Source organism: Arthrobacter crystallopoietes, from assembly GCF_002849715.1.
In the GTDB taxonomy this organism is placed as follows: Bacteria; Actinomycetota; Actinomycetes; order Actinomycetales; family Micrococcaceae; genus Crystallibacter; species Crystallibacter crystallopoietes.
Genome location: NZ_CP018863.1, coordinates 2,838,194 through 2,862,631 on the forward strand (window position 1 = coordinate 2,838,194; position 24,438 = coordinate 2,862,631).

The following is a 24,438-nucleotide window of genomic DNA, read 5'->3' on the forward strand; positions in this document are numbered from 1 at the left end:
GGTTCCCGGGGCGCCCGGCGTGCCGGGAGTCTCTGTGACGTCAGGGGTTCCGGCCGCACCCGGGGTGCCGGCGAGGACCGGGTCCTGATGGTTGCGCTTGCTCGAGAAGATGCTCACGCGGCCCGCAACCGTGGATCGGCGGCGCGTTCGGCCACGTCGCTGGCGGCCATGACCACCACGTAGGCCAGCGCCGAGACCAGGGCGACGCCGGTAACCAGCGGGATGTCGCGCAGCGTTACCGCGTTGAGCAGGGTCCGGCCCAGCCCCGGCCGGGCAAAGATGGACTCCACGACGACGGCGCCGCTGAGCAGGCTGCCGAAGGCCCAGCCGGACAGCGCGATGCCGGGCAGCGCGGCATGGCGCAGGGCGTGGCGGAACAACACGCCGGTTTCGCCTTCCCCGCGGGCCCGGGCGGACAGGGCGAAGGGCGAGGTCATGGCGTTGAGCATCGATTCGCGCATCACCTGGCCCAGGAACCCGGCCAGCGGCAGCGCCAGCGCCAGCACGGGCAGCACCAGCCCGTCGGCGGAGTTGGTGCTGACCGGCGGCAGCCAGCCGAGCGTGTTGCTGAACAGCAGGATCAGGATGCTGGCCAGCCAGAAGTGCGGCACCGCCGCAGCGGCAATTTCCAGCCCCGAAGCAACGACGGCGGCCGCCTTGCCGTTCAGCGTGGACCAGCCGGCCAGCCCGAGGGCCAGCAGCCAGGCGACCAGCAGGGCCAGGGCGGACAGCAGAAGGGTGCCGGGCAACTGGTTGCCGAGCAGTTCGGCCACCGGCATCCGCAGCGAGTAGGAGTCACCCAGATCGCCCTGCAGCAGGCGTCCCAGCTGGGTGAAGTACTGGACCAGCAGCGGCTGGTCCAGCCCGTAGTCCCGCCGGACCTGCTCCAGCGCCTCGGGCGACGCCTGCGATCCCGGCCCGCCCAGAATGGCTTCGGCCGGGTCGCCGGGGATCAGCCGGATCCCGAAAAAGATCAGTGTGGCCACGGCCCAGAGCACGAACACCGCGCCCATAACCTTGGCCAGCAGCCAGCGGACGGTTGTTGGAAGGCGGACGCCGTCAGCCAGCGTCCGCGCCGGCCCCCGGTCGCCGTCACTCACCGCCGGCCCTCGCACGCCATTACGCGCAGTCGGCCGGCCGGGAGCCGGTTGCTCAGGAGTTGAGCCAGGCATCGTAGAACGTCGGCGTGGACACGGTGGGCAGCGCCCGCAGCCCGGAGACTTCCGAACGGTACAGGAAATGGTTCTGCTGGTCGTACAGCGGCAGGATGTAGTAGCCCTCCAGCACAATCTTCTGCGCCTCTTCGTACAGCGCCGCACGCTCGGCCGGGTCGGAGGTCTCACTGCCCTTGGTCAGGAGCTCGTCCAGCTCGTCGAGCTTCACCTGGGACAGGTTGGCGAAATAGCCGCTGGGTGCCGGGACGGTGCTGTCCGAGTGGAACAGGATCCGCAGCACGTCCGGGCCCACCTTCGTGTACGGGGCGCTGACCAGGTTGTAGTCGTTCTCGGCCAATGCGCCGTACCAGCTGGACAGATCCAGCAGGTTCAGCTTGATCTCGAAACCGGCTTCCTTGGCCGTGGCCTGCAGTTGCTCGAACAGGGACTGCTCGGCCGGAATGGACTGGTTGGTGCTGACCGGGAACTCCAGGCTCAGCCGCTCGCCGTCCTTCACCCGGTAGCCCTCGGTGTCCCGCTCGGTCCAGCCGGCCTCGTCGAGCAGCCGGTTGGCTTCGGCCGGGTCGTAGCCGAACAGGGACTCGTCCGAGTAGCCCAGCGGCTCGACGCTGGAGAGCGGCGAGTACGAGCGTTCGGCGGTCCCGAAGAACAAGGAGGAAACGCCGTCGTTCACGTTCACGGCCCGCACGAATGCCTCGCGCACCAACGGATCGTTGAAGGGTGCCTTGCTGGTGTTCAGCTCCAGCCGGTTGGAGGCGCCGGGCCGGGGCGCGTCCAGGTGCTTGATGACGTCGTTGTTCTCGGCGGCGGCGATGCTGTCCGGCTGCGCGTTGTCGATCACGTGCACCTCGCCGGCCTGCAGCGCGGCATAGCGGGTGGCGGATTCCGGAATGAACTTCCAGGTGATGGACTCCAAGTACGCCGGGCCCTCATGGGCGGCATCGGCCGGCGGGGAGTTGTAGTTCTCGTTGCGGACCATGGTGATCGAGTCCTGCTTGACCCATTTCTCCACAATGAACGGACCGGTGCCGACCGGTGCGGCGCAGTTCTCTTCCTGGCTGCGCTCCAGCGCCGTGGGGGACTGGATGGCGACCCACGGCATGCTGAAGGATTCCAGCAGCGCGCTGTCCGCAGCCTTGAGGTTCAGCTTGAGGGTGAGCTCGTCGATGACCTCGACGCTCTCGATCTTCTGCAGCGCCAGGTAGCCGGTGGAGGAAGCGGTTTCCGGGTCCTGGACGTGCTCGATGTTGGCCTTCACCGCCTCGGCGTTGAGCGGCGTGCCGTCGGTGAACTGTACGCCCTCGCGCAGCGTGAAGGTCCAGCTCAGGCCGTCTTCGCTCTCCTGCCACTCGCTGGCAAGCCACGGGATGATTTCGCCGTCGTCGTTCTTGGAAACCAGCGGTTCCAGGTACTGGCTCGCCGCCAGCGCCTGCGGGTAATTGCCGCCCACATGCGGGTCCAGGCAGGTCGGTTCGGCGTCGCCCGTGGCGTAAACCAGGTTCCCGCCGCTGACCGGCTCGCCCGCGTTCTCTTCGGAACCGGTGCCGCCGGCGCTGCAACCGGCCAAAAGTACGACGGCGGCCGCGGCGCCTGCCGCTGCAACGGCAGCACGGCGCGGGGTGCGGAAGGCAAACGACATAGGATACTTCCTCAAGTGGATCCCGCCCGGCGGTAGCCTGCTGCGGTAGAACGCGGCCGGACGGGGCGCCGGCCGCAGGTTTGTACCCATTAAGGGTAGGTCAGCAGCGCAAACCGACCCATGACGCGCCGCACACTGTGAGCAACCTCTCCGCGGGATTGCGGGCACTTGCGGCGAGCGGGTGGGCAACCGCTCCGGCTGCGCGCAGGCTGTAATGGAAGTCTCATGGCGGCGCGGGGAAACGTACTATGGTGCTGTGGCCGCCCGGCACCGACGCCGAAGGGCAGGACCACCAGACCGGACGGGGGTTCCGTCCGGCTGTCCGCAGTTGATGACCTTGGACTGGAGCCTGTCGCGTGCTTGATCAGACGACCATTGAGAAGATTGCCGATGAGCTGGTGGAGGCCGGGCGCACCCGTACCCCGGTGCCGCGGCTGACGGCCCGCTACCCGGAGATGACCGTGGAAGACTCCTACGCGGTGCAGAATCTCTGGCGGGAGCGCAGCGAAGCCAACGGCCGCAAGCTCGCCGGGCGCAAGATCGGTCTGACCTCCAAGGCGATGCAGGCCGCCACCGGCATTACCGAACCGGACTACGGCATCATCTTCGACGACATGATCCTCGAAAACGGCTGCACCGTGAAGTGGGACCAGTACACCCACCCGCGCGTCGAGGTGGAGCTCGCCTTCGTGCTGAACCGCGATGTGAAGGGCCCCAACGCCTCCATCTTCGACGTCCTGAACGCCACCGAATACGTGGTTCCCGCGCTGGAGATCCTGGACTCGCGGATCGAGATGGAAGGCCGCACCATCGTGGACACCATCTCCGACAACGCCGCCATGGGCGCGATGGTAATCGGTGGCAACCCGGTCCGCCCGCAGGACGTGGACCTGCGCTGGATCGCCGCGATCCTGTACAAGAACCAGACCGTGGAGGAGACCGGCGTCGCCGCGGGCGTGCTGAACCACCCGGCCGCCGGCGTGTACTGGCTGGCCAACAAGATCGCCCCGCACGGCGACCACCTCAAGGCCGGGGAAACCATCCTCGCCGGCTCCTTCACCCGCCCGATGTGGGTCTACGAGGGCGACACCGTGCACGCCGACTACGGACAGCTGGGATCCATCACATGCCGATTCGAGTAGAAGCAGCGCCGTCCTTCAAGGACCTCGTCAACGACGCCGACCGCACCATCGCGGGCATGTTCGTGTGCTCCGGCGACGCGGGCATCGCCGAAATCTGCGCCGGCTCCGGGATCGACTACCTGCTGATCGACGCCGAACACGGACCCAACGGGCTGGAGACAGTCCTGGCCCAGTTGCGCGCCATCGCCGGCTACCCGGCCCTCCCCGTGGTCCGCGTGCCCTTCAACGATCCGGTGCTGATCAAGCAGTTCCTGGACATTGGTGCGCAGTCGCTGATCGTGCCGATGGTGAACAACGCGGAGCAGGCCCGGGCCGCGGTGGCGGCCATGCACTACCCGCCGCGCGGCATCCGCGGGGTGGGTTCGGCGCTGGCCCGTTCGGCACGCTGGAACCGCATCCCCGACTACCTCAACCGCGCCGAGGACCTGGTCACCCTGGTTGTCCAGGTCGAGGCTGCCGAGGCGGTCCAGAACGCCGCGGAAATCGCCGCGGTGGACGGGATCGACGGCATCTTCATCGGCCCCTCGGACCTGGCCGCCTCCATGGGCGTGCTGGGACAACAGGAGCATCCGGACGTGGTGGCCGCGGTGGTCAAGACCATCGAGGACGTGAAGGCCGCCGGCAAGTTCGTCGGAGTCAACGCGTTCGTCGAAGCCTCGGCGCGCCGCTACATCGACGCCGGGGCGGACTTCGTCAACGTCGGCGCGGACGTGGCCCTGCTGGCCCGGGGGACCGAGGCGCTCGCCGCCAAGTACATTCCCGAAGAGGCCGGAGTCGGAGCAGAGGCCCAAGCGCCCCGCGCCAGCTACTGATTTCCGCCGACTGAGCAGCTGGTGCCCTTTTGAACGGTGGAAAGGGGCGCCAGCTGCACTCTGGATCTGCCGGGGCGCCCAGGCGGCCTGGTCTGGCAGCGCTTGCTCAGCGGAGGTACTCGCGGGCCTGGACGTTCAGCGCGCGCCGCTTCACCGAGATCGCCTTGGCGTAGTAGCCGACCAGCTGCTCGCACAGCACCGGCCAGGTCCGGCCCTGGACCGACTCGAAGGCCGCCTGGCCAAAGGCCCGGCGCTTAATGTCGTCGCCGATCAGGTCCTGTACCCGGGACCGCAAGTCATCCAGCCGGCCGGGCGTGTAGATCCAGCCGGTCCGTGACTGGTCCACCAGATCCAGCGGACCGCCCCGTCCCACCGCCACCACCGGCACCCCGGAGGCCTGCGCTTCCTGGATGGTCTGGCAGAACGTTTCGGATTCGCCCGGGTGGACAAACAGGTCGAAGCTCGCCACCATCCGCGCCAGGTCCTCGCCGCCCTGAAAGCCGGCGAAATATGCGCCGGGCAGCTTGGCGCGCAGCGAGTCCTTCAGCGGCCCGGACCCCACAATGACCAGCCGCGTGCCGGGCAGGTCGGCGAGCACGGCCAGATCCTCCACCTGCTTCTCCGCGGCCAGCCGGCCCACAAAGCCGATGATCCGCTCGCCGTTGGGCGCCACCGATGCCCGCCACCCGGCGTCGTACTTTTGCGGGTGGAAACGCGAGGTGTCCACGCCGCGCCGCCACAAATGCACCCGGCGCACGCCGTGGCTGTGCAGCTGGTCCACGGCGAAACTGGACGGCGCGAGCGTGAGGGTCGAGAGCTCGTGGATGTTCTCGACGTGTTGCCACAACAGCTGCTCCAGCCACGGGGCACCGTAGCGCGCGGCATAGGCCGGAACCTCGGTCTGGTAGATGGACACGGCGGGGATGCCCAGCTGGTGCGCGGCCTGCACGGCCCGCCAGCCGAGGACAAACGGCGAGGCCACATGCACCACCTCGGGCATGAAGTCCGCGAAGATCCGCCGCAGCCGCGCCGGCGTCCCGGCGGCGACCCGCACATTGGCGTAGCCGCGCAGCGGGACGGACGGCAGCCGGTGCACCGGGTAGCCCTCCACCTCGGCCGGCGCCTCGTCATCGAGCCACGACGACGTCGGCGCGATGACCAGCACGTCGTCGCCCCGCCGCCGCAGGTGCGCGATGACCTGCAGCAGCGAGTGGGTGACGCCGTTCATATGCGGCAGGAACGATTCAGCAACAATGGCGATCCTCACGCTTCTACCGTGGCGGCCGGGCGCAGACTCCCGGCGAGGACAGGGTTTCGCCCCGGTGAACAGTTGCAAAAGACTCACGACGGCGCCGGTCCGGGCCGGTGGCGGGAGAAGCGGTCCGGGCAGGCGGCGGGAGGCGGCTAGGGTAGTCGGGTGACTCTTGGACTCCTGACCGTAATCCTGGTGGCGATTTTCCTCGGCTCGGTGGCCCAGCGGATCGCCGGAGTGGGCTTCGCGCTGCTGCTTTCGCCCATCCTGGTGATGCTGCTCGGCGCACACACGGGGATCATGATGATCAATATCTGCTCGGTGGTCTCCTGCGGCCTGATCGTGCCGCGGGTCTGGGCGGACATCAACTGGAACATGTTCTGGTGGCTGACCATCCCCGCCACGCTTGGCACCATCGGCGGCTCCTTCGTTGCGGTCAACGTCCCGTCCGCGCCGCTGGTGGTCACGGTCGGCGCCGTCGTCATCTTCGCCCTCGGCCTCTCCGTGATGCTGCACCGCGCCTCCGTGACGGTGCGCGGCAACCCGCCCAAGGCGCTGGCCGGGCTGGGATCAGGACTGACCAACTCGCTGGCCGGCGTGGGCGGCCCCACCGTCAGCGCCTACGCGGTGCTGGCGCGCTGGCCGCAGCGCGAGTTCGCCGGCACGCTGCAGCCCTATTTCCTGGTGATCTGCCTGATCACCGTCGGCGTCAGGACCTGGCTCAACCCGTCCCATCTGCCGCAACTGGACTGGTGGATGTGGGCCGCGCTGGGGGTCATGATCGTGGTCGGGATCTTTACGGGGGAGAAGCTGCTGCGACACATCAAGGACGACCACGCGCGGGTCGCCGTCATCATTATGGCCTTCGTGGGCGCCCTCGCTGCGCTGATCAAGGGACTGCTGGACCTCAACGGCTAAAGCTGGGCCTCAACGGTCAAAGCGGTGCGGTTGTTCCCGTAGCACCCCTTTTCCACCTGTTTCGTGCCCGCACTGGCTTTTTATTTTAAAGCAGGTATGGTCTCTCATACCGTTGTATTTCGCCTTGAAAAAGGAGCTGGAATGGCAGGAAAGTCCCCGCAGGGGTCTAACACCAAGAAACAGGGTAAATCTATCAAGGAAAAGCGCGCCGAAAAGCGCTCGAAGTCCTCAGCTGAGGAGGAGCTCATTCCCAAGCGCCGCAAGGGCGCCTAAGCTAGGGCTGGATGAAGAAACCTAGGCTGGCGGAAATCCGGAGGCAGTCCGCGGCATTCTTGCCGTGTTGATTTCCCGGAATATTCCGCCTTTCCGGGCGGCTGGTTCTTTTTGAACCAGCCGCCCGCTTCCATTTAAAAGTCCTGATCTGGAAATTCCGCGAAAATGATTGCCCAAAACACCTTTTCTGGGAAAACTCGTTTTTCCTTCCGGCACTGGCGAAAGCTCACAGATTCCCGCCCCACCGCTCAATTTTGGTGCTGGCTGCCCTGCCCCGCCCGGCGTAATATCTGTCTCGGGTGGCCCATGGTGCTAAGGAGCAGACCATGGAATGGATCCGGCCGGAAGACGCCGGTTACGACGAAGCACGCACACTTTTCAACGCGATGATCGACCGGCGTCCGGCCGTCATCGCCCAATGCTCGAGCGCGGCCGACATCCGTGAGGCGCTCGCCTACGGACGGCAGCACGGCCTCGAGATCGCCGTCAGATCAGGCGGCCACTCCGTTGCCGGCATGTCCATGAACGACGGCGGCCTGGTCATCGACGTGCGCGGGCTGAAGGACATCACCGTGGACCCTCAGGCCCGCACCGCAACCGTCGGCGGTGGCGCGACCTGGGGCGAGTTCGACCGGGCCGCTCAACCGTACGGTCTGGCGGTCACGGGCGGCCGGGTGTCCACGACGGGCGTTTCCGGCTTCACCCTGGGCGGCGGCTCCGGCTGGATGGACCGCGGGTGGGGATTGGCCTGCGACAACCTGGTCTCCGTGAATCTGGTGACGGCGGCGGGGGAGGAAGCGACGGCCAGCGCCGGCGAGAACCCGGAGCTGTTCTGGGCGCTGCACGGCGGCGGAGGGAATTTCGGCGTCGCGACCTCCCTTACTTTCAAAATGTACGACGTCGGCGAGCAGGTTCTGTGCGGACTGATGCTGTGGCCGCTCGGACAGGCCCGGGACGTGGCGCGTGCCTACCGGGACTTCGTACCTGCCTCGCCCGAAGCTTTGGGTTCTTGCCTGGTCACGTTGATCGCACCGCCGGAAGAGTTCGTGCCGGCAGAGCTGCAGGGCAAGCCGGCCCTGGGCCTCGTGGTGGTCTATACCGGCGATCCGGAGGAGGGCAGGGAAGCGGTCCGGCCGCTGAGGTCGCTGCAGCCCGCCGCCGATATTGTCGGGCCCCGCCCGTACGCGGATTTCCAGTGCATGCTCGACGACGCCCCGGGGCAGCTGAACTACTGGACGGCGGACTACCACGACGAGTTTCCGGACGCGGCGCTGGATGTCTTCCTCCGGTTCGGGGAAGCGCTGCCGCATGAATCCTCACAGATGCTGCTGGCACCGTGGGGCGGCCGGGCCGGCCGGGTTGACCCGGCCTCCACGCCGATGGCCCGGCGCACTGCCCAATGGATTACCCATCCCTTTGCCGTGTGGCAGGACCCGGCGCAGACCGCTGAAGCCATCGGCTGGGCCAAGGGCTTCCGGCGCGATATTGCGCCCTATGCCAGCGGCGGCGTGTATCTGAACTTCATCGGCCACGAGGGGCAGGAGCGGATCATGGCGGCCTTCGGGCCGGAGAACTACGCCAGGCTCGCCCGGATCAAACGGGACTTCGATCCGGACAATATCTTCCGCGGGAACCAGAACATCCTGCCCGCCGCCGGAGAGCCGGTCGAAACGGAAGGTGCCATCGCCCACTGAGGTGCGTGCCGCCGACTCTTCTATGTCTGTCAAGCGCTCTTCAGGCACGGGCTCGCGGCGTTGAGCGTGCGGTGGACGCGTCGGGCTAGGTAGCGTTTGATGCATCGGCGGATTTCCCGGTCGGTGCGTCCTTCTGTTCGCCGTTTCTCCACGTATCTCCGGGTCTCCTCGTCGTGGGTCATCTTGGTGAGAGCGACCATGTGGAGAGCGCGGTTCAGGTTTCTGTCTCCGCCTCGGTTCAGGCGGTGCCGGACGGTGTTTCCTGAGGAAGCGGGGATAGGATTCACGCCGGCCAGGGAGGCGTAGGCCGCCTCGTTCCGAACCCGTCCCTGATGGGACCAGGCGGTGAGGCAGGTCGCTGCAGTGACGGACCCAAAGCCCTTTTCATGCAGCAGGGGTGCGGCCTCGCTGATCTGTACCAGCTCGGTCACTTGCTTGTCATTGGCTTTGAGCTGGTCATCGAGTTCGAGGACACGTTTGGCCAACCGCGTTGCCTCGGTCCGGGCGATGGTCAGGGACAGTTCCTCCTCTCGGGCGCGCCACCGCGACGCTTCAGCGATCTGAGCTGCTGAGAGTGCCCTGCGGGCGTCCAATCCCAGATCATTGGTGCGCAGCAGTGCGGTGAGCGAGTTGACCGAACGGGTGCGCTCGGCGCTCATGGCGTCGCGGGCCGTGACCAGGATCCGCAAGGCCTGGCGCACCCCCTCGTTGAGCCTCGGGCGGCATAGCTTCGCCTGTGGCAGCGGCAACGCGGCTGCGGCAATGTGGTGCGCATCGAGGGCATCGGATTTGCCGACGCCGTGGCGTTTCTTCGCGTCCATTCGCGGAGCCTCGGCCACCGGGTAACCCTCGGCGGCGACAGCGCCGGCCAGGACGGCTCCGTAAGATGCGGCGCCTTCGATCACCCACAGCGTGTCAGCGTCTGCGTCGGTGCGGCGGGCCACCCACGCGATGGCCCTGTTGATGCCGGCAGACGTCGTTGGGAAGTCTCGGGTATCGATCAGCTCGCCGGTCCTGGCTGCAAGGATCGCGTAGACGTGATTGCGGGCGTGGGTGTCGACGCCCACGACAAACGGGTAGGAATGCGCGACGATAGAAATGGCGGTCACGGCACCTTTCCTCAGTGATGGAGATGGTCAGGCCGCTGTCGGCCGGTACCAGTCCGGGTAGGAAACACATCGGAACAGCACTGTGACGGGTCACGCGCCTCAAGGCGGCGGACAATCTTCTGATCAAGCTACCGAGGTGGGCCGGACAGGTCCGGCCGGCCCGCGCCACGGATGGACAAGTCGGCGGCAAGACACTTCATGGTCAACGTACGCTCGAGTCACATCCATGGCCGGCGGAACGGCCAGTACCCATCCTGCCAGCCAGTCCCAGACCAGCTACAAGAAAGTCTCACAGTCGTACGTTGACGCGTTTTCCTGCCGGGGTCTGTCAACCTCTAGCCCGAACCAGAACCGGCGCGTAGCGTTGAAAAGGTTCCCGCCGTCGAGACATCGCGCGGCCCGGCACGCGAATCATTGACAGGAGTTCCAGACATGAAAGCTCTGACCTGGCAAGGCAAACGTCAAGTGTCCGTCGAGGAGGTCCCGGATCCGGCCATCCAGGACCCCACGGATGCCATCATCCGCATCACCTCCACCGCCATCTGCGGCTCGGACCTGCACCTGTACGAGGTGCTGGGCCCGTTCATGAACAAGGGCGATATCCTCGGCCACGAGCCCATGGGCATTGTGGAGGAAGTGGGCAGCGCCGTCACCAACATCAAGCCCGGCGACAAGGTGGTCATTCCGTTCAACATCGCCTGCGGGAACTGCTTCATGTGCGGTCTCGGCCTGCAGTCGCAGTGCGAGACTACCCAGGTCAAGGCGAAGGGGACCGGCGCCGCGATGTTCGGCTACACGGAACTCTACGGCTCGGTGCCGGGCGGGCAGGCGGAGTATCTGCGGGTGCCGCACGCGGACTACGGCCCGATCAAGGTGGCCAACACCAGCATTCCGGACGAGCGCTACCTGTTCCTTTCCGACATCCTGCCCACCGCCTGGCAGGCCGTGGATTACGCCAACGTCCCCGGCGGCGGCACGCTGGCCGTCTTCGGGCTTGGGCCCATCGGGCAGCTGGCCAGCCGGATCGGCAAACATCTGGGCTACCGCGTTATCGCCGTCGAGCGCATTCCGGAGCGGCGGCAGATGGCCGAGCGGCACGGCATCGCCACGCTGGACTGGACCCGGAACTGCGCCGATGACCTGCGCGACATGACCGGCGGACGCGGCCCGGACTCCGTGGTGGACGCGGTCGGCATGGAGTCGCACGGTTCGCCGGTGGCGGCCGCCGCGCAGGCCGCCGTCGGGGTCCTGCCGCACCCCGTGGCCAAGCTGGCCATGACGACGGCGGGGGTGGACCGGCTCGCCGCCCTGCACGCTGCGATTGATTCCGTCCGGCGCGGCGGAACCGTCTCGCTCTCCGGGGTCTACGGCGGGGAAGCGGATCCGATGCCGATGCTGAAGATGTTCGACAAGCAGCTCCAGCTGCGGATGGGCCAGTGCAACGTCAAGCACTGGATTACCGACCTGCTGCCCCTCGTCGACGACGACACCGACCCGCTGGCCTTGTCCGATCTGGTCACCCACCGCGTCTCCCTGGACGAGGCGCCAGCCATGTACGAGATGTTCCAGAAGAAGGAGGACGGCTGCATTAAGGTTGTGCTTCAGCCTTAGTGCTGCGCTGGCTGTGGGCGGCGGGACTGTTAGCACCGCCGCTTTTGGCTGCTCCGCCGCGTCGCTGGCCGGACGATGGCCGGTCAACTGGCACCATGGAGACAATGAAACTCAAATGGCGCCCGGGCGGGCAAAGCGGACTGCCCATGCCCCTCTGGCTGCAAGGGGGTTTCGAACTTTTCCAGAGCGCGCTGCTCTCGGCGATCGTCGTGTTGCTGCCGCTTGTCGGCGTGTGGTTCGCGGATGGGTTCGAAGACCGCAGCTTCGATTCGCTGGCCAGGCTTGGCGGACAGGCCTGGCTGCTGATCCATGGCGTGCCGCTGCAGCTGGAGATCCTGATGGGTACCACATCCGCGGACATGGAGCGGGGCACGCTGTCCCTTGTCCCGCTGGGCCTGGCGCTGCTGCCCTTTTTCCTGTCCTGGCGGGCGGGACGACGTCTGGCGCGCGCCGCCTATACGGACCAGCTCTGGCAGGCACTGCTCGGTGCCCTCGGCGTGTATGCCTTTGTCGGCGGCGCCACCGCCTATCTGGTGCAGACCGAGGAAGTAGAAATTTCCATGGTGGCCGGCGCCCTGATACCGCTGATCCCGGCCGGGGCGGGGCTGATCATCGGGGCGTACCGCGCGGCCGGATCGTGGGGCCGGCTGATCGGCGTGGACGCGGCGGCCTGGGTGGCCAAGACCAGCCAGCACTCACGCTGGGCCGGCTCCTACGTCTGGTCCGTCATCCGCGCTGGTCTGCTGGCGGTTACTGCCGCGGTCTGCCTGGCGGCCCTGCTGCTGGCCGTGGACATCGCCCTGCACTGGGCGGACATCATCGAGATCTACCAGGAGCTGAACACCGGTGTGGTGGGCGGCATTGTGCTCACGGTCGCGCAGCTGGGCCTGCTGCCGAACTTCGTGGGCTGGACACTGGCGTGGTCCTCCGGAGCCGGGTTCGCCGTCGGCACGGGCAGTTCCATCAGTCCGCTCGCCACCACGGTGGGACCGCTGCCGGCGTTCCCGTTGCTCGGCGCCCTGCCCACGGGCGAACTGACCTACGGCATGGCCGCCCTGCTGCTACCGGTGGTTGCCGGCGTGCTGGCCGGCTGGTGGTTCCTGCGCGAGGGCGAAAACCACTTTGACGAATGGCTCTCCATCAAAATCCAGACCCGCTGGTTCACGGCCGCGGCCTCCACCGTGGTGCTTGGCCTTTTGATCGGCGCCGCCGCCGGTGCGGGCACTGCGGTCCTGGCCTGGCTGTCCCGCGGTTCCCTGGGCATCGGCCGCTTTGTTGACCTGGGCCCGGACCCGCTGTGGACGGCACTCTGGATCGCGCTGGAAGTGGCTGCCGGCGTCGTTATTGGTTACGCCGTAGGCCCCTGGCTGGAGCGCGAACCGCGCCGCGCTGCAACAACGCCGGCGGAGATCCGCAGCAAGAAAGACTAGCTGCCGCCATAACGACGGCGGATCCGTCAGCTCTGCGGGTTGAACAGGTTGTTGTAGTCGAGCAGCTTTTCCGAGTACTCGTTGGTGCACTGCTCCTGTGCGCTCTGTGTGACCGCCAGCCGCGTGCACTCCTCGTACTGTGCCGTGAGCGGCCAGAAGACCATTTGCGCCAGGGCGGTCAGCGCGAAGAAACCGCCTACGATGATGCCGAAAATGAATGTGATCCGCAGTGTCCCCGGCAGGCCGTGCCGGACTGACTTCACCAGACCCACAATCGAAACCACCACGGTGATCACGGCCAGGACGAGCGCGGCGATCTTCCACGGCAGCGGCAACGCCGCCGCCAGGAACGTGGCCAGCACCAGCAACAGGAGAACCCGCAGATAGAGACTTGCGTTTTTTGTTTGTTCCTCGCTGGGCCGCGGCCGTGTGTCATGTTCCATGGGTTTAAGCCTAGGCGAGCCGGGAGCATAAAGTTGACGCATGCGCATCGTGGTACTCGTCTCCGGCTCCGGCACCAACCTTCAGGCAGTCATCGAAGCGGTGAAAACAGGGGAGCTCGACGCCGATATCGTCGCCGTGGGTTCCGACATCCCGGGCTGCTTAGGGCTAGAGCGGGCCGAGGGCGCAGGCATCGAGACGTTCGTCGTGGCGCCGGCAGACTTCGGCAGCCGGCCCGAGTGGAACCGCGCGCTGCAGGCCGCCGTCGCATCCTATGTTCCGGATGTTGTGCTGCTCGCCGGTTTCATGCGCATCCTGGATGCCGAATTCGTCGAGGCCTTCGATGGCCGCATGGTCAATACCCATCCCGCACTGCTGCCGTCGTTCCCGGGCGCCCACGGAGTGCGGGACGCGCTGGCCCACGGGGTGAAGATTACCGGCGTCACCGTCCATATTGTCGACTCCGGCGTGGACACCGGGCCCATCCTCGCGCAGGCGGCCGTGCCCGTCCGCGAGGAAGACACCGAGGAAGTGCTGCACGAGCGCATCAAAGTGGAGGAGCGCAAGCTCCTGGTGCAGACGCTGGCGGACCTCAGCACACGCACTGGCTAACTTTTCTGGAGCCGTGACGGCTGCACCGCCAGCAGCAGCCCGCGCGACTTATTGCGCTCGCGAAGCCCGGTTTCCTGTGGATAACCTTCCTGCCTAGTTAAACGTGTGATTACACTGGCTCGAACACATCAGTCAGCAACCCGACCAGTGCATAGGGGTCTCGGTGAACCGCAGGACCAAATTCGATACTTCCACGCGTGCCCGATCCTCGGTAATTGCCGTGCTGGCTGTGGCCGCTCTCGGCCTAACGGCTTGCGGCGGGGACGCGGAGGGCGAGCCCGGCAGCTCTGCTTCTCCAGCAGCAACGTCGGCAGCTGCAGGTGAAACTGCTACGCCGACACCTACACCAAGTGCCACTCCCGAATATAAGCCCGCGACTGCGAACGGGCCGGCTGAGAACGTACCGGTGCCGCAAATGCCCGAACTCGCGAGCGAAGAATCCAAAGAAGGGCTCGAAGCGTTCACTCTGTATTGGTATGACCTTCTGAATTACGCCTACGAGTCGGGGGACCTAGCGCCCCTTGAAGCTGTCACCGAGGACTCCTGCCTCCGCTGTCAAGATGTAGGTAAAGTCATAGCGGATTGGCATTCCGAAGGACGTTGGTTAGTCGGTGGCAAGGTCGAAATTGATGGGACTGGAACTGACTATGTGGAGGATTCCGCTGGAAGGCATCAAATCGCCGTGCAGTTGGTGTCCAATGAGCTGCGCTACTACTTGGCCGACGGAACGCTGCATGAGAAGTCGACAGAATCGGATATGCAGGTCGACGTCCTCGTTGCCCGGTATGAAAGCGGCAGATGGCTGACGCTTGACGTGGGCGTCTCTGGATCGATCTAGCTATGCGAACAGCGGGCAGATGGTGGAACTCCGCTAGACGCAATATCTTATGCATGGCATGGCTTGCCCTTATCAGTGTCATTTGGCTGCTCGGATCCGCGAGTTCGGCCTATGCTGCTCCCAATACTGGTGGTGAATGGGCTGGCGGGAAAGCCAAAGTAACTTCCTGGTACCCGGTCCCAGACGGTGGCGGATGGACCAACAGCCTCAACGCACTTCCCCAACCAGACCGAGTTTTCAGATACGAAATTGCTTGTATGGACGACGGTCGGAATAACATCGACGTTGCTTGTCTGGCCCGACTCCCACAGTGTGACGAAGCAGAAAACGGACGCGTTGTGGTTTGGGAATCTGCCTCTACCGAGATCCAGCCATTGCAATGGCGGCGGCTAGATGGATACTCCTGCCTATACACGGAGAAACCTGTCGATGTCATGGACCTGATAGCTCGAGACATCCACGCTGCCTTCGCGGACCTACCGATACATGTTGGCGGGATAAGTGGTCAACCCGCTCCTCATACTTTGCGCGGAGCCGAGACGAATTTCTATGCAGATGCTGGTGAACAATCAGCCGACTTCGAGCTTCATGGTCAAGAGATCCACCTCGAAGCCCGTCCGGTTCAGTATGAGTGGGATTATGGAGATGGTGCCAGAGGCGGACCATTCCTTTTTCCTGGCGGTCCTCTTCAGGAAGGCGAATGGGGAACGAAAACGGCTACGAGTCACATCTTCGAGGAAACTGGAGACTTTGCTGTTGGCCTTACAGTGACTTACCGCGCTACTTACACCGTCAACGGTGGCGTCGTTATCGATGTCCCTGGCGATGCCGAATTTTCAGCTGAACCGGTGACGATCAGTGTGTGGCGGTCAGTTGTAAACAACTTCGCTGATAACTGTCTTGAGAATCCAAATGGGGCCGGCTGCTAACTGCGGCTCCCAGGGTAGTTACCGTTCATCCACTGCAGGACCGGGCTCATGGTGCTCAGTGCAGTTCTGCGCCTTTAGTCTCGGGGGAGAACCTGGCCATCCAGAGGACAGCGATCAGTACTAGACCGCCGGCGATGGCGAAGGACCAGGCGAGGCCGAGGTAGGGCCACATGATCGAGACGAAGATCAGCGGTCCGAATCCGGCGCCGATGCGGGAGAACGTTGAGGCCCAGCCGAAACCGGAGCCTCTCAGTTCCGTGGGATAAAGCTCGGAGACGTAGGCGTAGAGGACCGGGATGGCGATCTGGACAACGAAGCCGTAGATCAGCAGCCAGGTGATCACGGCCGCAGGCACATCAATGACCAGTGAAACAATGACCAGGATCAGTGCGGAGAGCGGTCCGGTCACCGCGAGGATCCACTTCCGGCCAGTCTTTTCCACGAAGTATGCGGCGACGATGACGCCGAGCAGCCCGACGCCCGCCATGCCAGCGGTGGTGATGAACGCGCGCACTTCGGCGAAGCCGGACTCGATCAGAATGCGTGGCATCCACGTCAGAGCCAGGTAGTAGACCAACAGAATGCTGAAGAATAAGGCCCACGCCGCCGTCGTTATTTTCCAGTTGTGTTTCCAGATGGCCGGGAACTGTTCAAAGATGTTGCCGACTGTAAGCTTCGGAATGGCCTCAGGCTCGGGCAGTCGCCATTCGGTGGGTGTGCCGCCGGTGCGTCTGACCAGATCGTTGATGACATGGGCGGCTTCTTCGCCGCGGCCCTTGCTGATCAGGAACAGGGGAGACTCCGGAACGGACCGCCGGATCCAGAAGACCAGAAGTGCCGGCAGCACCATGATCAGCATGGTGTAGCGCCAGTCCGCGAAGGTGGCCATGATGCCGGCGGAGACGAAACCGCAGAGGGCTGCGCCGACGGGCCACCAGCCGTCCATTGCGGTGAGGACGCGGCCGCGTTGTCTGCGTGGCGTGAACTCCCCGACAAGGGCGTAGTCCACCGGCACACAGCCGCCGAGGCCGAAGCCTGCGACGAAGCGGAAGATGCAGAACCAGACGATGTCAGGGGCGAAGGCGCCGAAGACCGTGAAGATGGAAAAGACCAGCAGCGTGGCCGTGAAGGCTTTCTTCCGTCCGATGAGGTCCGCGATGGTGCCCCAGACGAACGCTCCGACTGCCATGCCGATGAGGTTGGCGGTTCCGATCCACGCTGCCTGTGACGGTTCAAGGCTCCAGTGGTCGGACAGCAGGGGGATCAGGACGCCGTTGAGGGTGACGTCCCACGCGTCGAACATGAACCCCAAGCCGCCGATGATGAAGATCTTCCCCTGCACCCGCCAGCGCCAGGGGAGTTCCTGCACTATGTGGTCGCCCGTGGGAATCCTCTGGGTTTCGGTCATGACGCCTTCCAGTCAGTGCTCCTTAAGAAAACTCTACTGCGGCAGCCGCATTTCACGAGGGTTGCCTTCCACATCGAACATCGCGTGGTTAACGTTGGTTATACGGATCGCGATTGAAAGGTTTAAGTTCGATGAACAAACGAAATATTTGGATCGCCACCGGCTCCCTGGGTGCTATGGCACTCGGAATCGGAACTGCGACGGCGGACAGTGCTTTTGCCGTCCAGAGTCCCGACAGCAATATCACTGCCGAGACAGCTGACCAGCGGAGGACATCGGAAGCGCAGCGCGTCGTTTCGCCTTCGAATATTGTCCTTGCGGACGCTGAGGTCCAGACGGCTCCTTCTGCAGTAACTGCGCAGACGCCGCCTTCACCTGCATCTGCTGACACGTCCGATTCCGCGCCGTCTCCGGGAACACCTGTTTCTTCGCCCAGCTCGGTGACCCCGGAATCCGCACAGAGCCCAATGACGCCTCAATCGGCGCAAAGCCCCGTGTCTGCACCCAGCGCAGTATCACCGCAAAGTCCGGCGAGCCCGCAGTCGGCGCAAAGCCCGAATTCGGCTCCGAGCCCTGTGACTCCGCCGTCGGCAGAATCCCCGGCAAGCGCGGAATCTGCAGCCTGAAAGGACGCTTCAACCAAACGCCCGGCCCCGGATGGTCCTGGAACCCCCGGGGCTTGGCGCGTCTACGAGTCCTTTTCCTGAGCCGGCGCTGGCAGCAGCGCCACGATCCGCACGTACGGTTCCGGCCCCTTTCGCTTCACACATAACCGGCCCCTCACGGCGTGAACTAAACTGATGCCATCCCCCATACTTTTGCATCCTTGGAGTTTTGCGTGAGCCTGAAGCAGCTTGACCGTGTTCCCATCCGCCGGGCCTTGATCTCGGTGTACGACAAGACCGGACTGGAGGAGCTGGCGCAAGGCCTCCACCAGGCAGGCGTACGCATCGTCTCCACCGGTTCCACGGCCAAGAAGATCTCCGCGGCGGGCATTCCCGTAACAGAGGTGTCCGAGGTCACCGGCTTCCAGGAGTGCCTGGACGGCCGCGTCAAGACCCTGCATCCGCTGGTCCACGCCGGCATTCTGGCCGACCGTCGCCGCGAAGACCACATCCAGCAGCTCAAGGAGCTCGGGGTGGAGGCGTTCGACCTCGTCGTCGTCAATCTTTACCCGTTTGTCGACACAGTGAAATCCGGCGCAGGCCAGGACGAAGTAGTCGAGCAGATCGACATCGGCGGACCGTCCATGGTGCGCGCGGCCGCGAAGAACCACCCGAGCGTTGCCGTCGTCGTCGATCCCACCAAGTACGCCGATGTGGTGACCGCCGCTGCCGAAGGCGGCTTTGACCTGACCGCACGACGCCGGCTGGCGGCTGCCGCTTTTGCCCACACCGCTGCATACGACAACGCCGTGGCATCCTGGACCGCCGCGCAGTTCGGCGACGATACGGATGAGTCCAACCAGTGGCCGCCGTACGCCGGCCTGGCCCTGGAGCGCTCGGAAGTGCTGCGCTACGGCGAGAATCCGCACCAGGGCGCTGCCCTCTACGTCGAGAAGGGCGCGACGCCGGGCATTGCCCAGGCCGACCAGCTTCACGGCAAGCCGATGAGCTACAACAACTTTGTCGACGCCGACGCAGCCCTGCGTGCTGCGTTCGACCATGCGGAACCCGCCGTGGCGATCATCAAGCACGCCAACCCGTGCGGGGTCGCCGTGGCCACGCCCGGTGCCGCCGATCCTATCGCGGACGCCCATGCCAAAGCCCACGCCTGCGATCCTGTTTCCGCGTTCGGCGGCGTGATTGCTGCCAACCGCACGGTGACCGCGGGCATGGCCAACACCGTGAAAGACATCTTCACCGAGGTAGTCATCGCGCCGGACTTCGAGCCCGAGGCCGTGGAGATCCTCTCGCGCAAGAAGAACATCCGCCTGCTGACCCTGCCGGACGGCTACCGCCGCGACCCGGCCGAAATCCGCCAGGTATCCGGCGGCGTGCTGGTCCAGGTATCCGATACCTTGGAGGCCGACGGAGACAGCCCCGCGAACTGGACGCTTGCCGCCGGCGAGGCCGCCGATGAGAAGACGCTGGCCGATCTGGCCTTCGCCTGGAAGTCGATCCGCGCCGCCAAGTCCAACGCGATCCTGCTGGCCAATGACGGTGCCGCAGTGGGCATCGGCATGGGCCAGGTCAACCGGCTGGACTCCTGCAAGCTCGCCGTGGAGCGCGCCAACACTCTTGGCGTGGCCGTCGACGGCGGTGCTGATGCCGCCGGGGGAGCCGCTAACGTCGAAGGCGCCGGTGCGCCGGAGCGGGCCCGCGGTGCAGTGGCTGCATCGGATGCGTTCTTCCCGTTTGCGGACGGGCTGCAAATCCTGATCGACGCCGGCGTCCGCGCCGTCGTCCAGCCGGGCGGTTCGGTGCGTGACGAGGAAGTTGTTGCGGCAGCCAACGCCGCCGGCATCACCATGTACTTCACCGGAGCGCGCCACTTCTTCCACTAAACAGTTCCGCTATTGGCAAGTCGGGCCGACACCCCTTGCCAGCGCCGTGCCGGGCACCTAGGTTCAAAGCAACCGTTGTGCCCGGCAACGGCGTTTAAGGGGTGGCCGTGCTTCCGCTGCAGACCGTTGAGCCAGCAGACTCGTCCAACGTATGGATCGGTCTCGCCGTCGTACTCATTGTGGTGGTGGCGGCGCTGGCCTTCTGGCTGGTGCCGCCGTTCAGGACGCCGCGTACCCGCTCCGCGCGGGAGCAGGCGGCAGTCCGCGAGGCCGAAGCACCCGGCGGCGGCATGCGAGACACGCACCTGGAACACAACAACAATGCGCATCGCGGCCAGATCTTCGGACCTGGCAGCGGGGTCTAGCCGCTGCGAATCAATGTGACACGCCTTCTTGGCGTGGGCAGGAGCACGGTCATGAAATGGCGTTTATCGGGCCGCGATAGGGATCGAAGCGGCCTCCTCGGGTAAGTTAGATGGTGAATTCAACAGGATTTACAGAGTTCCGTAGACCTTAGGGAGACGCCTCACCAATGGCCAAGATTATCTATACCCACACCGACGAAGCGCCGATGCTGGCCACGTATTCGTTCTTGCCGATTGTCGAAGCCTTCGCTTCGACGGCAGGTGTGGAGGTGGAGACCCGCGACATCTCGCTGGCTGGCCGCATCATCGCCGTCTTCGGTGACTACCTCACTGAAGACCAGCGGACCGGCAACGCGCTGGCCGAGCTCGGAGAGCTGGCGAAGAAGCCCGAAGCCAACATCATCAAGCTGCCGAACATCAGCGCGTCCATCCCGCAGCTGAAGGCCGCCATCGCGGAGCTTCAGGGCAAGGGCTACGCCCTGCCGGACTACCCGGACAACCCCTCCTCGGACGAGGAGACGGACATCCGCTCCCGCTACGACAAGATCAAGGGTTCCGCCGTGAACCCGGTCCTGCGTGAAGGTAACTCGGACCGCCGCGCACCGCTCTCGGTGAAGAACTACGCCCGGCAGAACCCGCACTCCATGGGTGCCTGGTCGGCGGATTCCAAGACCAACGTTGCCACCATGGACGCCGATGACTTCCGTTCCAATGAGAAGTCCGTGGTCATTCCGGCCGACGACACGATCAAGATCCAGCTCGTTGCCGCAGACGGTACCGTCACGGTACTGAAGAAGGACTTCCCGGTTCTGGCCGGGGAGGTCATCGACGGCACCGTGATGCGCGCCGCCGCCCTGGACGAGTTCCTCGCCGCACAGGTTGCCCGCGCCAAGGAAGAGGGCGTGCTGTTCTCCGCGCACCTGAAGGCCACCATGATGAAGGTCTCGGACCCCATCATCTTCGGCCACGTGGTCAAGGCGTACTTCGCCGAACTGTTCGAGACCTACGGCGAGCAGCTCGCTGCCGCAGGCCTGAGCCCCAACAACGGCCTGGCCTCCATCCTCAACGGCCTTGAGGAACTGCCGGCCGACGTCCGCGAAGGCGTCCAGGCTGCCATCAAGAAAGGCCTGGAAGAGGGCCCGGCGCTGGCCATGGTGGACTCCGACAAGGGCATCACCAACCTGCATGTTCCCAGCGACGTGATCGTGGACGCTTCCATGCCGGCCATGATCCGCACCTCCGGGCACATGTGGGGCCCGGACGGCCAGGAGGCGGACACGCTCGCGGTGCTCCCGGACAGCTCCTACGCCGGGATCTACCAGGTTGTCATCGACGACTGCCGTGCCAACGGCGCCTACGATCCGACCACCATGGGCACCGTCCCGAACGTCGGCCTGATGGCCCAGGCCGCCGAGGAATACGGCAGCCACGACAAGACGTTCGAGATCCAGACCGCCGGCACCGTCCAGCTGGTGGACGGCTCCGGCACCGTGCTGATCGAGCACCAGGTTGCCCCGGGTGACATCTGGCGCGCCTGCCAGACCAAGGACGTGCCGGTCCGCGACTGGGTCAAGCTGGCCGTCAACCGCGCCCGCGCCTCCAACACGCCGGCCGTGTTCTGGCTGGATGAAACCCGCGCCCACGACGCCAACCTGATCGCCAAGGTCAAGGAATACCTGCAGGACCACGACACCGAGGGCCTGCAGATCGAGATCATGTCCCCGGTTGAGGCCACCGCCTTCACCCTGGAGCGCATCCGCAAGGGCGAGGACACCATCTCCGTCTCCGGCAACGTGCTGCGCGACTACCTGACGGACCTGTTCCCGATCCTCGAGCTCGGCACCAGCGCGAAGATGCTCTCCATCGTTCCACTGATCAACGGGGGCGGCCTGTTCGAAACCGGCGCCGGCGGCTCGGCTCCGAAGCACGTGCAGCAGTTGCTGAAGGAAAACCACCTGCGCTGGGACAGCCTCGGCGAGTTCCTGGCCCTGGCCGTGAGCTTCGAGCACCTGGCCAACTCCACCGGCAACAAGCGTGCGCAGATCCTGGCCGACACGCTGGACCGCGCCACCGGAACCTTCCTGCTGGAGGACAAGTCGCCCAAGCGCAAGGTCGGCGAGCTCGACAACCGCGGCAGCCACTACTACCTCGCCCGCTACTGGGCCGAGGAACTGGCCAAGCAGACCGAGGATGCGGAGCTGGCGAAGTCCTTCGCTGCCGTTGCCGAGGCCCTGACCTCCAACGAGGATGCCATCGTCGGCGAGCTGCTCGCCGTGCAGGGTTCCCCCGTTGACGTCGGCGGCTACTACGAGCCGGACGACGCCAAGGCCGCCCAGGTCATGCGACCCTCGGCCAAGTTCAACGAGGTTCTGGCCACGCTGAGCTAAGCACTGAGCAGGTACAGCCAAAAGCCTGAAGCGTACGACGCCGGCCCGCACCTTTTGCACAAAAAGGTGCGGGCCGTCGTCGTACTTTGCTTACAACGGCGTGGCGGCAGGCAGGCGTCGAGTGCCGGCTCCAGTGGCCAAGTGCGGCAGGATAGGAAGCATGCGATTTATTCCGAAGCGCCAGGCCTCGACCGCCCGGTCGGTGTCCAGCACCCTCAAAGCCGATCCGGACGCGGTGGAGTCTGCCACCGGACCCGGAGTGAAGCCGCAGGAACCGCGGGGGATTTTCGCCGCCGGCGTTGACCGCACCGCTCTGTGGACCGGCCGGGCCGTTGTCATCGCCATCGGCCTGGTGCTGGCCTGGTGGCTGGTCCGTTCACTGTGGTCGGTGGTTTTCCCGACGATTCTGGCCCTGCTGCTGGCCAGCATCCTGTGGCCGGTGAACCGACTGGCCCGCCGCATCATGCCCAAGGCTCTGGCGGCCTTTGTCACGGTGCTTGCCGCGCTGGCGGCCGTTGTCGGCGTGCTGATGCTGGTGATTCCGTCGCTGGCCTCGGGAACGGCGGGGCTGGCCGGAAAGGCACGAGAGAACCTCGGGCAGATCACCCAGTTCCTGGCCGGGCCACCGTTCAATCTTGAAAACGCGGACCTGAATTCGCTGGTGGACAGCGCGGTATCCCAGATCCGCGAGCATGCCGGCGACATCGCTTCGGGGATCACTACCGGACTGGGCGCCATCACTGCGGGCACCGTTATCTTTGTACTGGTCCTGGTCTTTACCTTCTTCTGCCTCAAAGACGGCGACCGTTTCCTCGCCTGGACCAGCCGGTGGACGGACGCCAAAGTCTACGTCCACGCCGCCGCGGTGACCTCCCGGGCCTGGCAGACCCTGTCCGGCTACATCGCGGCGCAGGCCGCGGTTGCCCTGGTCGACGCGGTCTTCATCGGCGCCGCCCTGTTCATCCTGGGCATTCCGCTGGCCTTGCCCTTGACTGTCCTGATCTTTATTGCGGCCTTCATCCCGGTGGTCGGCGCGGTGGCAACGGGTTTGCTGGCCGCATTGATCGCCCTGATCTCCCACGGCTGGGTCACGGCTCTGATTGTGCTCGGTGTGGTGATTGTGGTTCAGCAACTGGAGAGCAACCTGCTGCAGCCGTTCCTGGTGGGTACCAAGTTGAAGATCCACCCGGCGGTGGTGCTGGCCTCGGTAACGGTCGGCGGCACCTTGTTCGGCATTGTCGGAGCGTTCCTGTCGGTACCAACAACAGCGGTGGGAATTGTGGTGCTGCGTTATTTGCGCGACGTGGTCTTTCCAGCCCAGCCGGAGGGCGACGACGCGGATGCGGGCAGTTCCGACGGCGGCCGGCCGGAATCCGAGGCTGCTGTGGCCGGCGCACAGGCCGAGCACGACTGACGGGCCAAGGTCAGGCTGGTCCCCGCTGGCCCAAAACGTCCAGGTAATGCGGGTTGTACATGACGCCGAGAATGTTGCCGAACGGATCGACCACCGAGGCCGTGATGAATCCGGCTTCCCGCGGCGTGATCGGCTCGTGCTCTTTCGCCCCCATGGCAAAGAGCTTCTCGACAGCCGATTCAACATCGTCGACGTGCCAGAAGATGACGGCACCGGCTGGTGATGCAGCGGCACCATGGGGCGCGTAACGGCTATCAATAATGCCCAGCTCGTGCTGGTAATCGCCGATGCGGAATTCTACGTAGGCGGGCGGGCCTTGTTCCGGTCGCACAAAATAGGGCTCCAGGCCCAATAGCTGTGAGTACCAGTCCTTGGCAGCGACAACATCGTCCGCATAGAAGCTGACCGTGGTAAGTCCTCGCAACATAAAATCTCCCTAGGTGACGGCACGCCGTCGTTATTGGTTTTCACGAAGCTAGTATC

The 24,438-nt window shown here is 65.2% G+C and carries 21 protein-coding genes; 14 read left to right on the plus strand and 7 right to left on the minus strand.

The features are described 5' to 3' along the window. Positions 1-113: 113 nt before the first annotated feature. Together AC20117_RS13355 and AC20117_RS13360 are read right to left on the minus strand one after the other, a co-directional pair. The gene (locus tag AC20117_RS13355; protein ID WP_074702912.1) at positions 114-1,013 is read right to left on the minus strand and encodes an ABC transporter permease; all 900 of its coding nucleotides are present in this window, start codon (positions 1,011-1,013) and stop codon (positions 114-116) included. Between the two features lie 139 nt (positions 1,014-1,152). Then, on the minus strand, positions 1,153-2,814 hold the full coding sequence (locus AC20117_RS13360) for an ABC transporter substrate-binding protein (RefSeq protein ID WP_074699315.1): 1,662 nt from the start codon (positions 2,812-2,814) through the stop codon (positions 1,153-1,155). A 356-nt stretch (positions 2,815-3,170) separates the two neighbouring features. Here AC20117_RS13360 and hpaH point away from each other — a divergent pair, with 356 nt between their 5' ends. Beyond that, a complete protein-coding gene (gene hpaH / locus AC20117_RS13365; protein WP_074699314.1) occupies positions 3,171-3,956 on the plus strand; it encodes a 2-oxo-hept-4-ene-1,7-dioate hydratase in 786 nt (261 codons plus the stop codon). After that, entirely contained in the window at positions 3,941-4,768 is an 828-nt protein-coding gene (locus AC20117_RS13370) for an aldolase/citrate lyase family protein (protein ID WP_074699313.1), read from the plus strand. The genes hpaH and AC20117_RS13370 overlap by 16 nt, the downstream gene beginning before the upstream one ends. A gap of 106 nt (positions 4,769-4,874) precedes the next feature. Here the strand turns inward: AC20117_RS13370 and AC20117_RS13375 are convergent, their stop codons facing one another. After that, on the minus strand, positions 4,875-6,035 hold the full coding sequence (locus AC20117_RS13375) for a glycosyltransferase family 4 protein (protein ID WP_074699312.1): 1,161 nt from the start codon (positions 6,033-6,035) through the stop codon (positions 4,875-4,877). Between the two features lie 150 nt (positions 6,036-6,185). Here AC20117_RS13375 and AC20117_RS13380 point away from each other — a divergent pair, with 150 nt between their 5' ends. From AC20117_RS13380 to AC20117_RS13385, 3 genes are all read left to right on the plus strand, one after another. Further along, a complete protein-coding gene (locus tag AC20117_RS13380) occupies positions 6,186-6,938 on the plus strand; it encodes a sulfite exporter TauE/SafE family protein (protein WP_074699311.1) in 753 nt (250 codons plus the stop codon). Positions 6,939-7,079: 141 nt separating this feature from the next. Beyond that, complete coding sequence (locus AC20117_RS24135) at positions 7,080-7,211, plus strand: hypothetical protein (RefSeq protein ID WP_257790771.1); 132 nt, start codon at positions 7,080-7,082, stop codon at positions 7,209-7,211. Between the two features lie 326 nt (positions 7,212-7,537). Then, the gene (locus tag AC20117_RS13385; RefSeq protein WP_074699310.1) at positions 7,538-8,905 is read left to right on the plus strand and encodes an FAD-binding oxidoreductase; all 1,368 of its coding nucleotides are present in this window, start codon (positions 7,538-7,540) and stop codon (positions 8,903-8,905) included. A 29-nt stretch (positions 8,906-8,934) separates the two neighbouring features. Here the strand turns inward: AC20117_RS13385 and AC20117_RS13390 are convergent, their stop codons facing one another. Further along, positions 8,935-10,014, minus strand: a complete 1,080-nt coding sequence (locus AC20117_RS13390) for an IS110 family RNA-guided transposase (protein ID WP_083339531.1) — start codon at positions 10,012-10,014, stop codon at positions 8,935-8,937. A gap of 432 nt (positions 10,015-10,446) precedes the next feature. Here AC20117_RS13390 and AC20117_RS13395 point away from each other — a divergent pair, with 432 nt between their 5' ends. Both AC20117_RS13395 and AC20117_RS13400 read left to right on the plus strand, forming a co-directional pair. Then, a complete protein-coding gene (locus AC20117_RS13395) occupies positions 10,447-11,625 on the plus strand; it encodes a zinc-dependent alcohol dehydrogenase (RefSeq protein ID WP_074699309.1) in 1,179 nt (392 codons plus the stop codon). Positions 11,626-11,729: 104 nt separating this feature from the next. Continuing rightward, positions 11,730-13,055, plus strand: coding sequence for a cell division protein PerM (locus AC20117_RS13400; RefSeq protein ID WP_074699308.1), 1,326 nt, complete (start codon positions 11,730-11,732; stop codon positions 13,053-13,055). Positions 13,056-13,081: 26 nt separating this feature from the next. Here the strand turns inward: AC20117_RS13400 and AC20117_RS13405 are convergent, their stop codons facing one another. Continuing rightward, positions 13,082-13,498: a hypothetical protein gene (locus AC20117_RS13405; protein WP_074699307.1), complete on the minus strand. Its 417-nt coding sequence runs from the start codon at positions 13,496-13,498 to the stop codon at positions 13,082-13,084. Between the two features lie 40 nt (positions 13,499-13,538). Here AC20117_RS13405 and purN point away from each other — a divergent pair, with 40 nt between their 5' ends. From purN to AC20117_RS23880, 3 genes are all read left to right on the plus strand, one after another. Continuing rightward, a complete protein-coding gene (purN, locus tag AC20117_RS13410) occupies positions 13,539-14,108 on the plus strand; it encodes a phosphoribosylglycinamide formyltransferase (RefSeq protein WP_074699306.1) in 570 nt (189 codons plus the stop codon). 415 nt (positions 14,109-14,523) lie between these two features. Next, positions 14,524-14,946: a DUF6318 family protein gene (locus tag AC20117_RS13415; protein ID WP_083339555.1), complete on the plus strand. Its 423-nt coding sequence runs from the start codon at positions 14,524-14,526 to the stop codon at positions 14,944-14,946. 53 nt (positions 14,947-14,999) lie between these two features. Continuing rightward, entirely contained in the window at positions 15,000-15,875 is an 876-nt protein-coding gene (locus AC20117_RS23880; RefSeq protein WP_236777306.1) for a PKD domain-containing protein, read from the plus strand. 55 nt (positions 15,876-15,930) lie between these two features. Here the strand turns inward: AC20117_RS23880 and AC20117_RS13425 are convergent, their stop codons facing one another. Then, the gene (locus AC20117_RS13425) at positions 15,931-17,283 is read right to left on the minus strand and encodes an MFS transporter (protein WP_074699304.1); all 1,353 of its coding nucleotides are present in this window, start codon (positions 17,281-17,283) and stop codon (positions 15,931-15,933) included. Positions 17,284-18,121: 838 nt separating this feature from the next. Between AC20117_RS13425 and purH the strand changes: the two genes are divergently transcribed. From purH to AC20117_RS13445, 4 genes are all read left to right on the plus strand, one after another. Next, positions 18,122-19,789, plus strand: a complete 1,668-nt coding sequence (purH, locus tag AC20117_RS13430) for a bifunctional phosphoribosylaminoimidazolecarboxamide formyltransferase/IMP cyclohydrolase (RefSeq protein ID WP_074699303.1) — start codon at positions 18,122-18,124, stop codon at positions 19,787-19,789. Between the two features lie 107 nt (positions 19,790-19,896). Next, positions 19,897-20,154 carry a hypothetical protein gene (locus AC20117_RS13435; protein WP_139186734.1) on the plus strand — a complete coding sequence of 86 codons (258 nt, stop codon included), beginning with the start codon at positions 19,897-19,899 and terminating at the stop codon, positions 20,152-20,154. Between the two features lie 167 nt (positions 20,155-20,321). Beyond that, a complete protein-coding gene (locus AC20117_RS13440) occupies positions 20,322-22,541 on the plus strand; it encodes an NADP-dependent isocitrate dehydrogenase (RefSeq protein WP_074699301.1) in 2,220 nt (739 codons plus the stop codon). A 160-nt stretch (positions 22,542-22,701) separates the two neighbouring features. Next, entirely contained in the window at positions 22,702-23,955 is a 1,254-nt protein-coding gene (locus AC20117_RS13445) for an AI-2E family transporter (protein WP_074699300.1), read from the plus strand. A gap of 10 nt (positions 23,956-23,965) precedes the next feature. On the opposite strand, the gene AC20117_RS13450 is transcribed toward AC20117_RS13445, so the two are convergent. Next, positions 23,966-24,382, minus strand: a complete 417-nt coding sequence (locus tag AC20117_RS13450) for a VOC family protein (RefSeq protein WP_074699299.1) — start codon at positions 24,380-24,382, stop codon at positions 23,966-23,968. Positions 24,383-24,438: the final 56 nt, after the last annotated feature.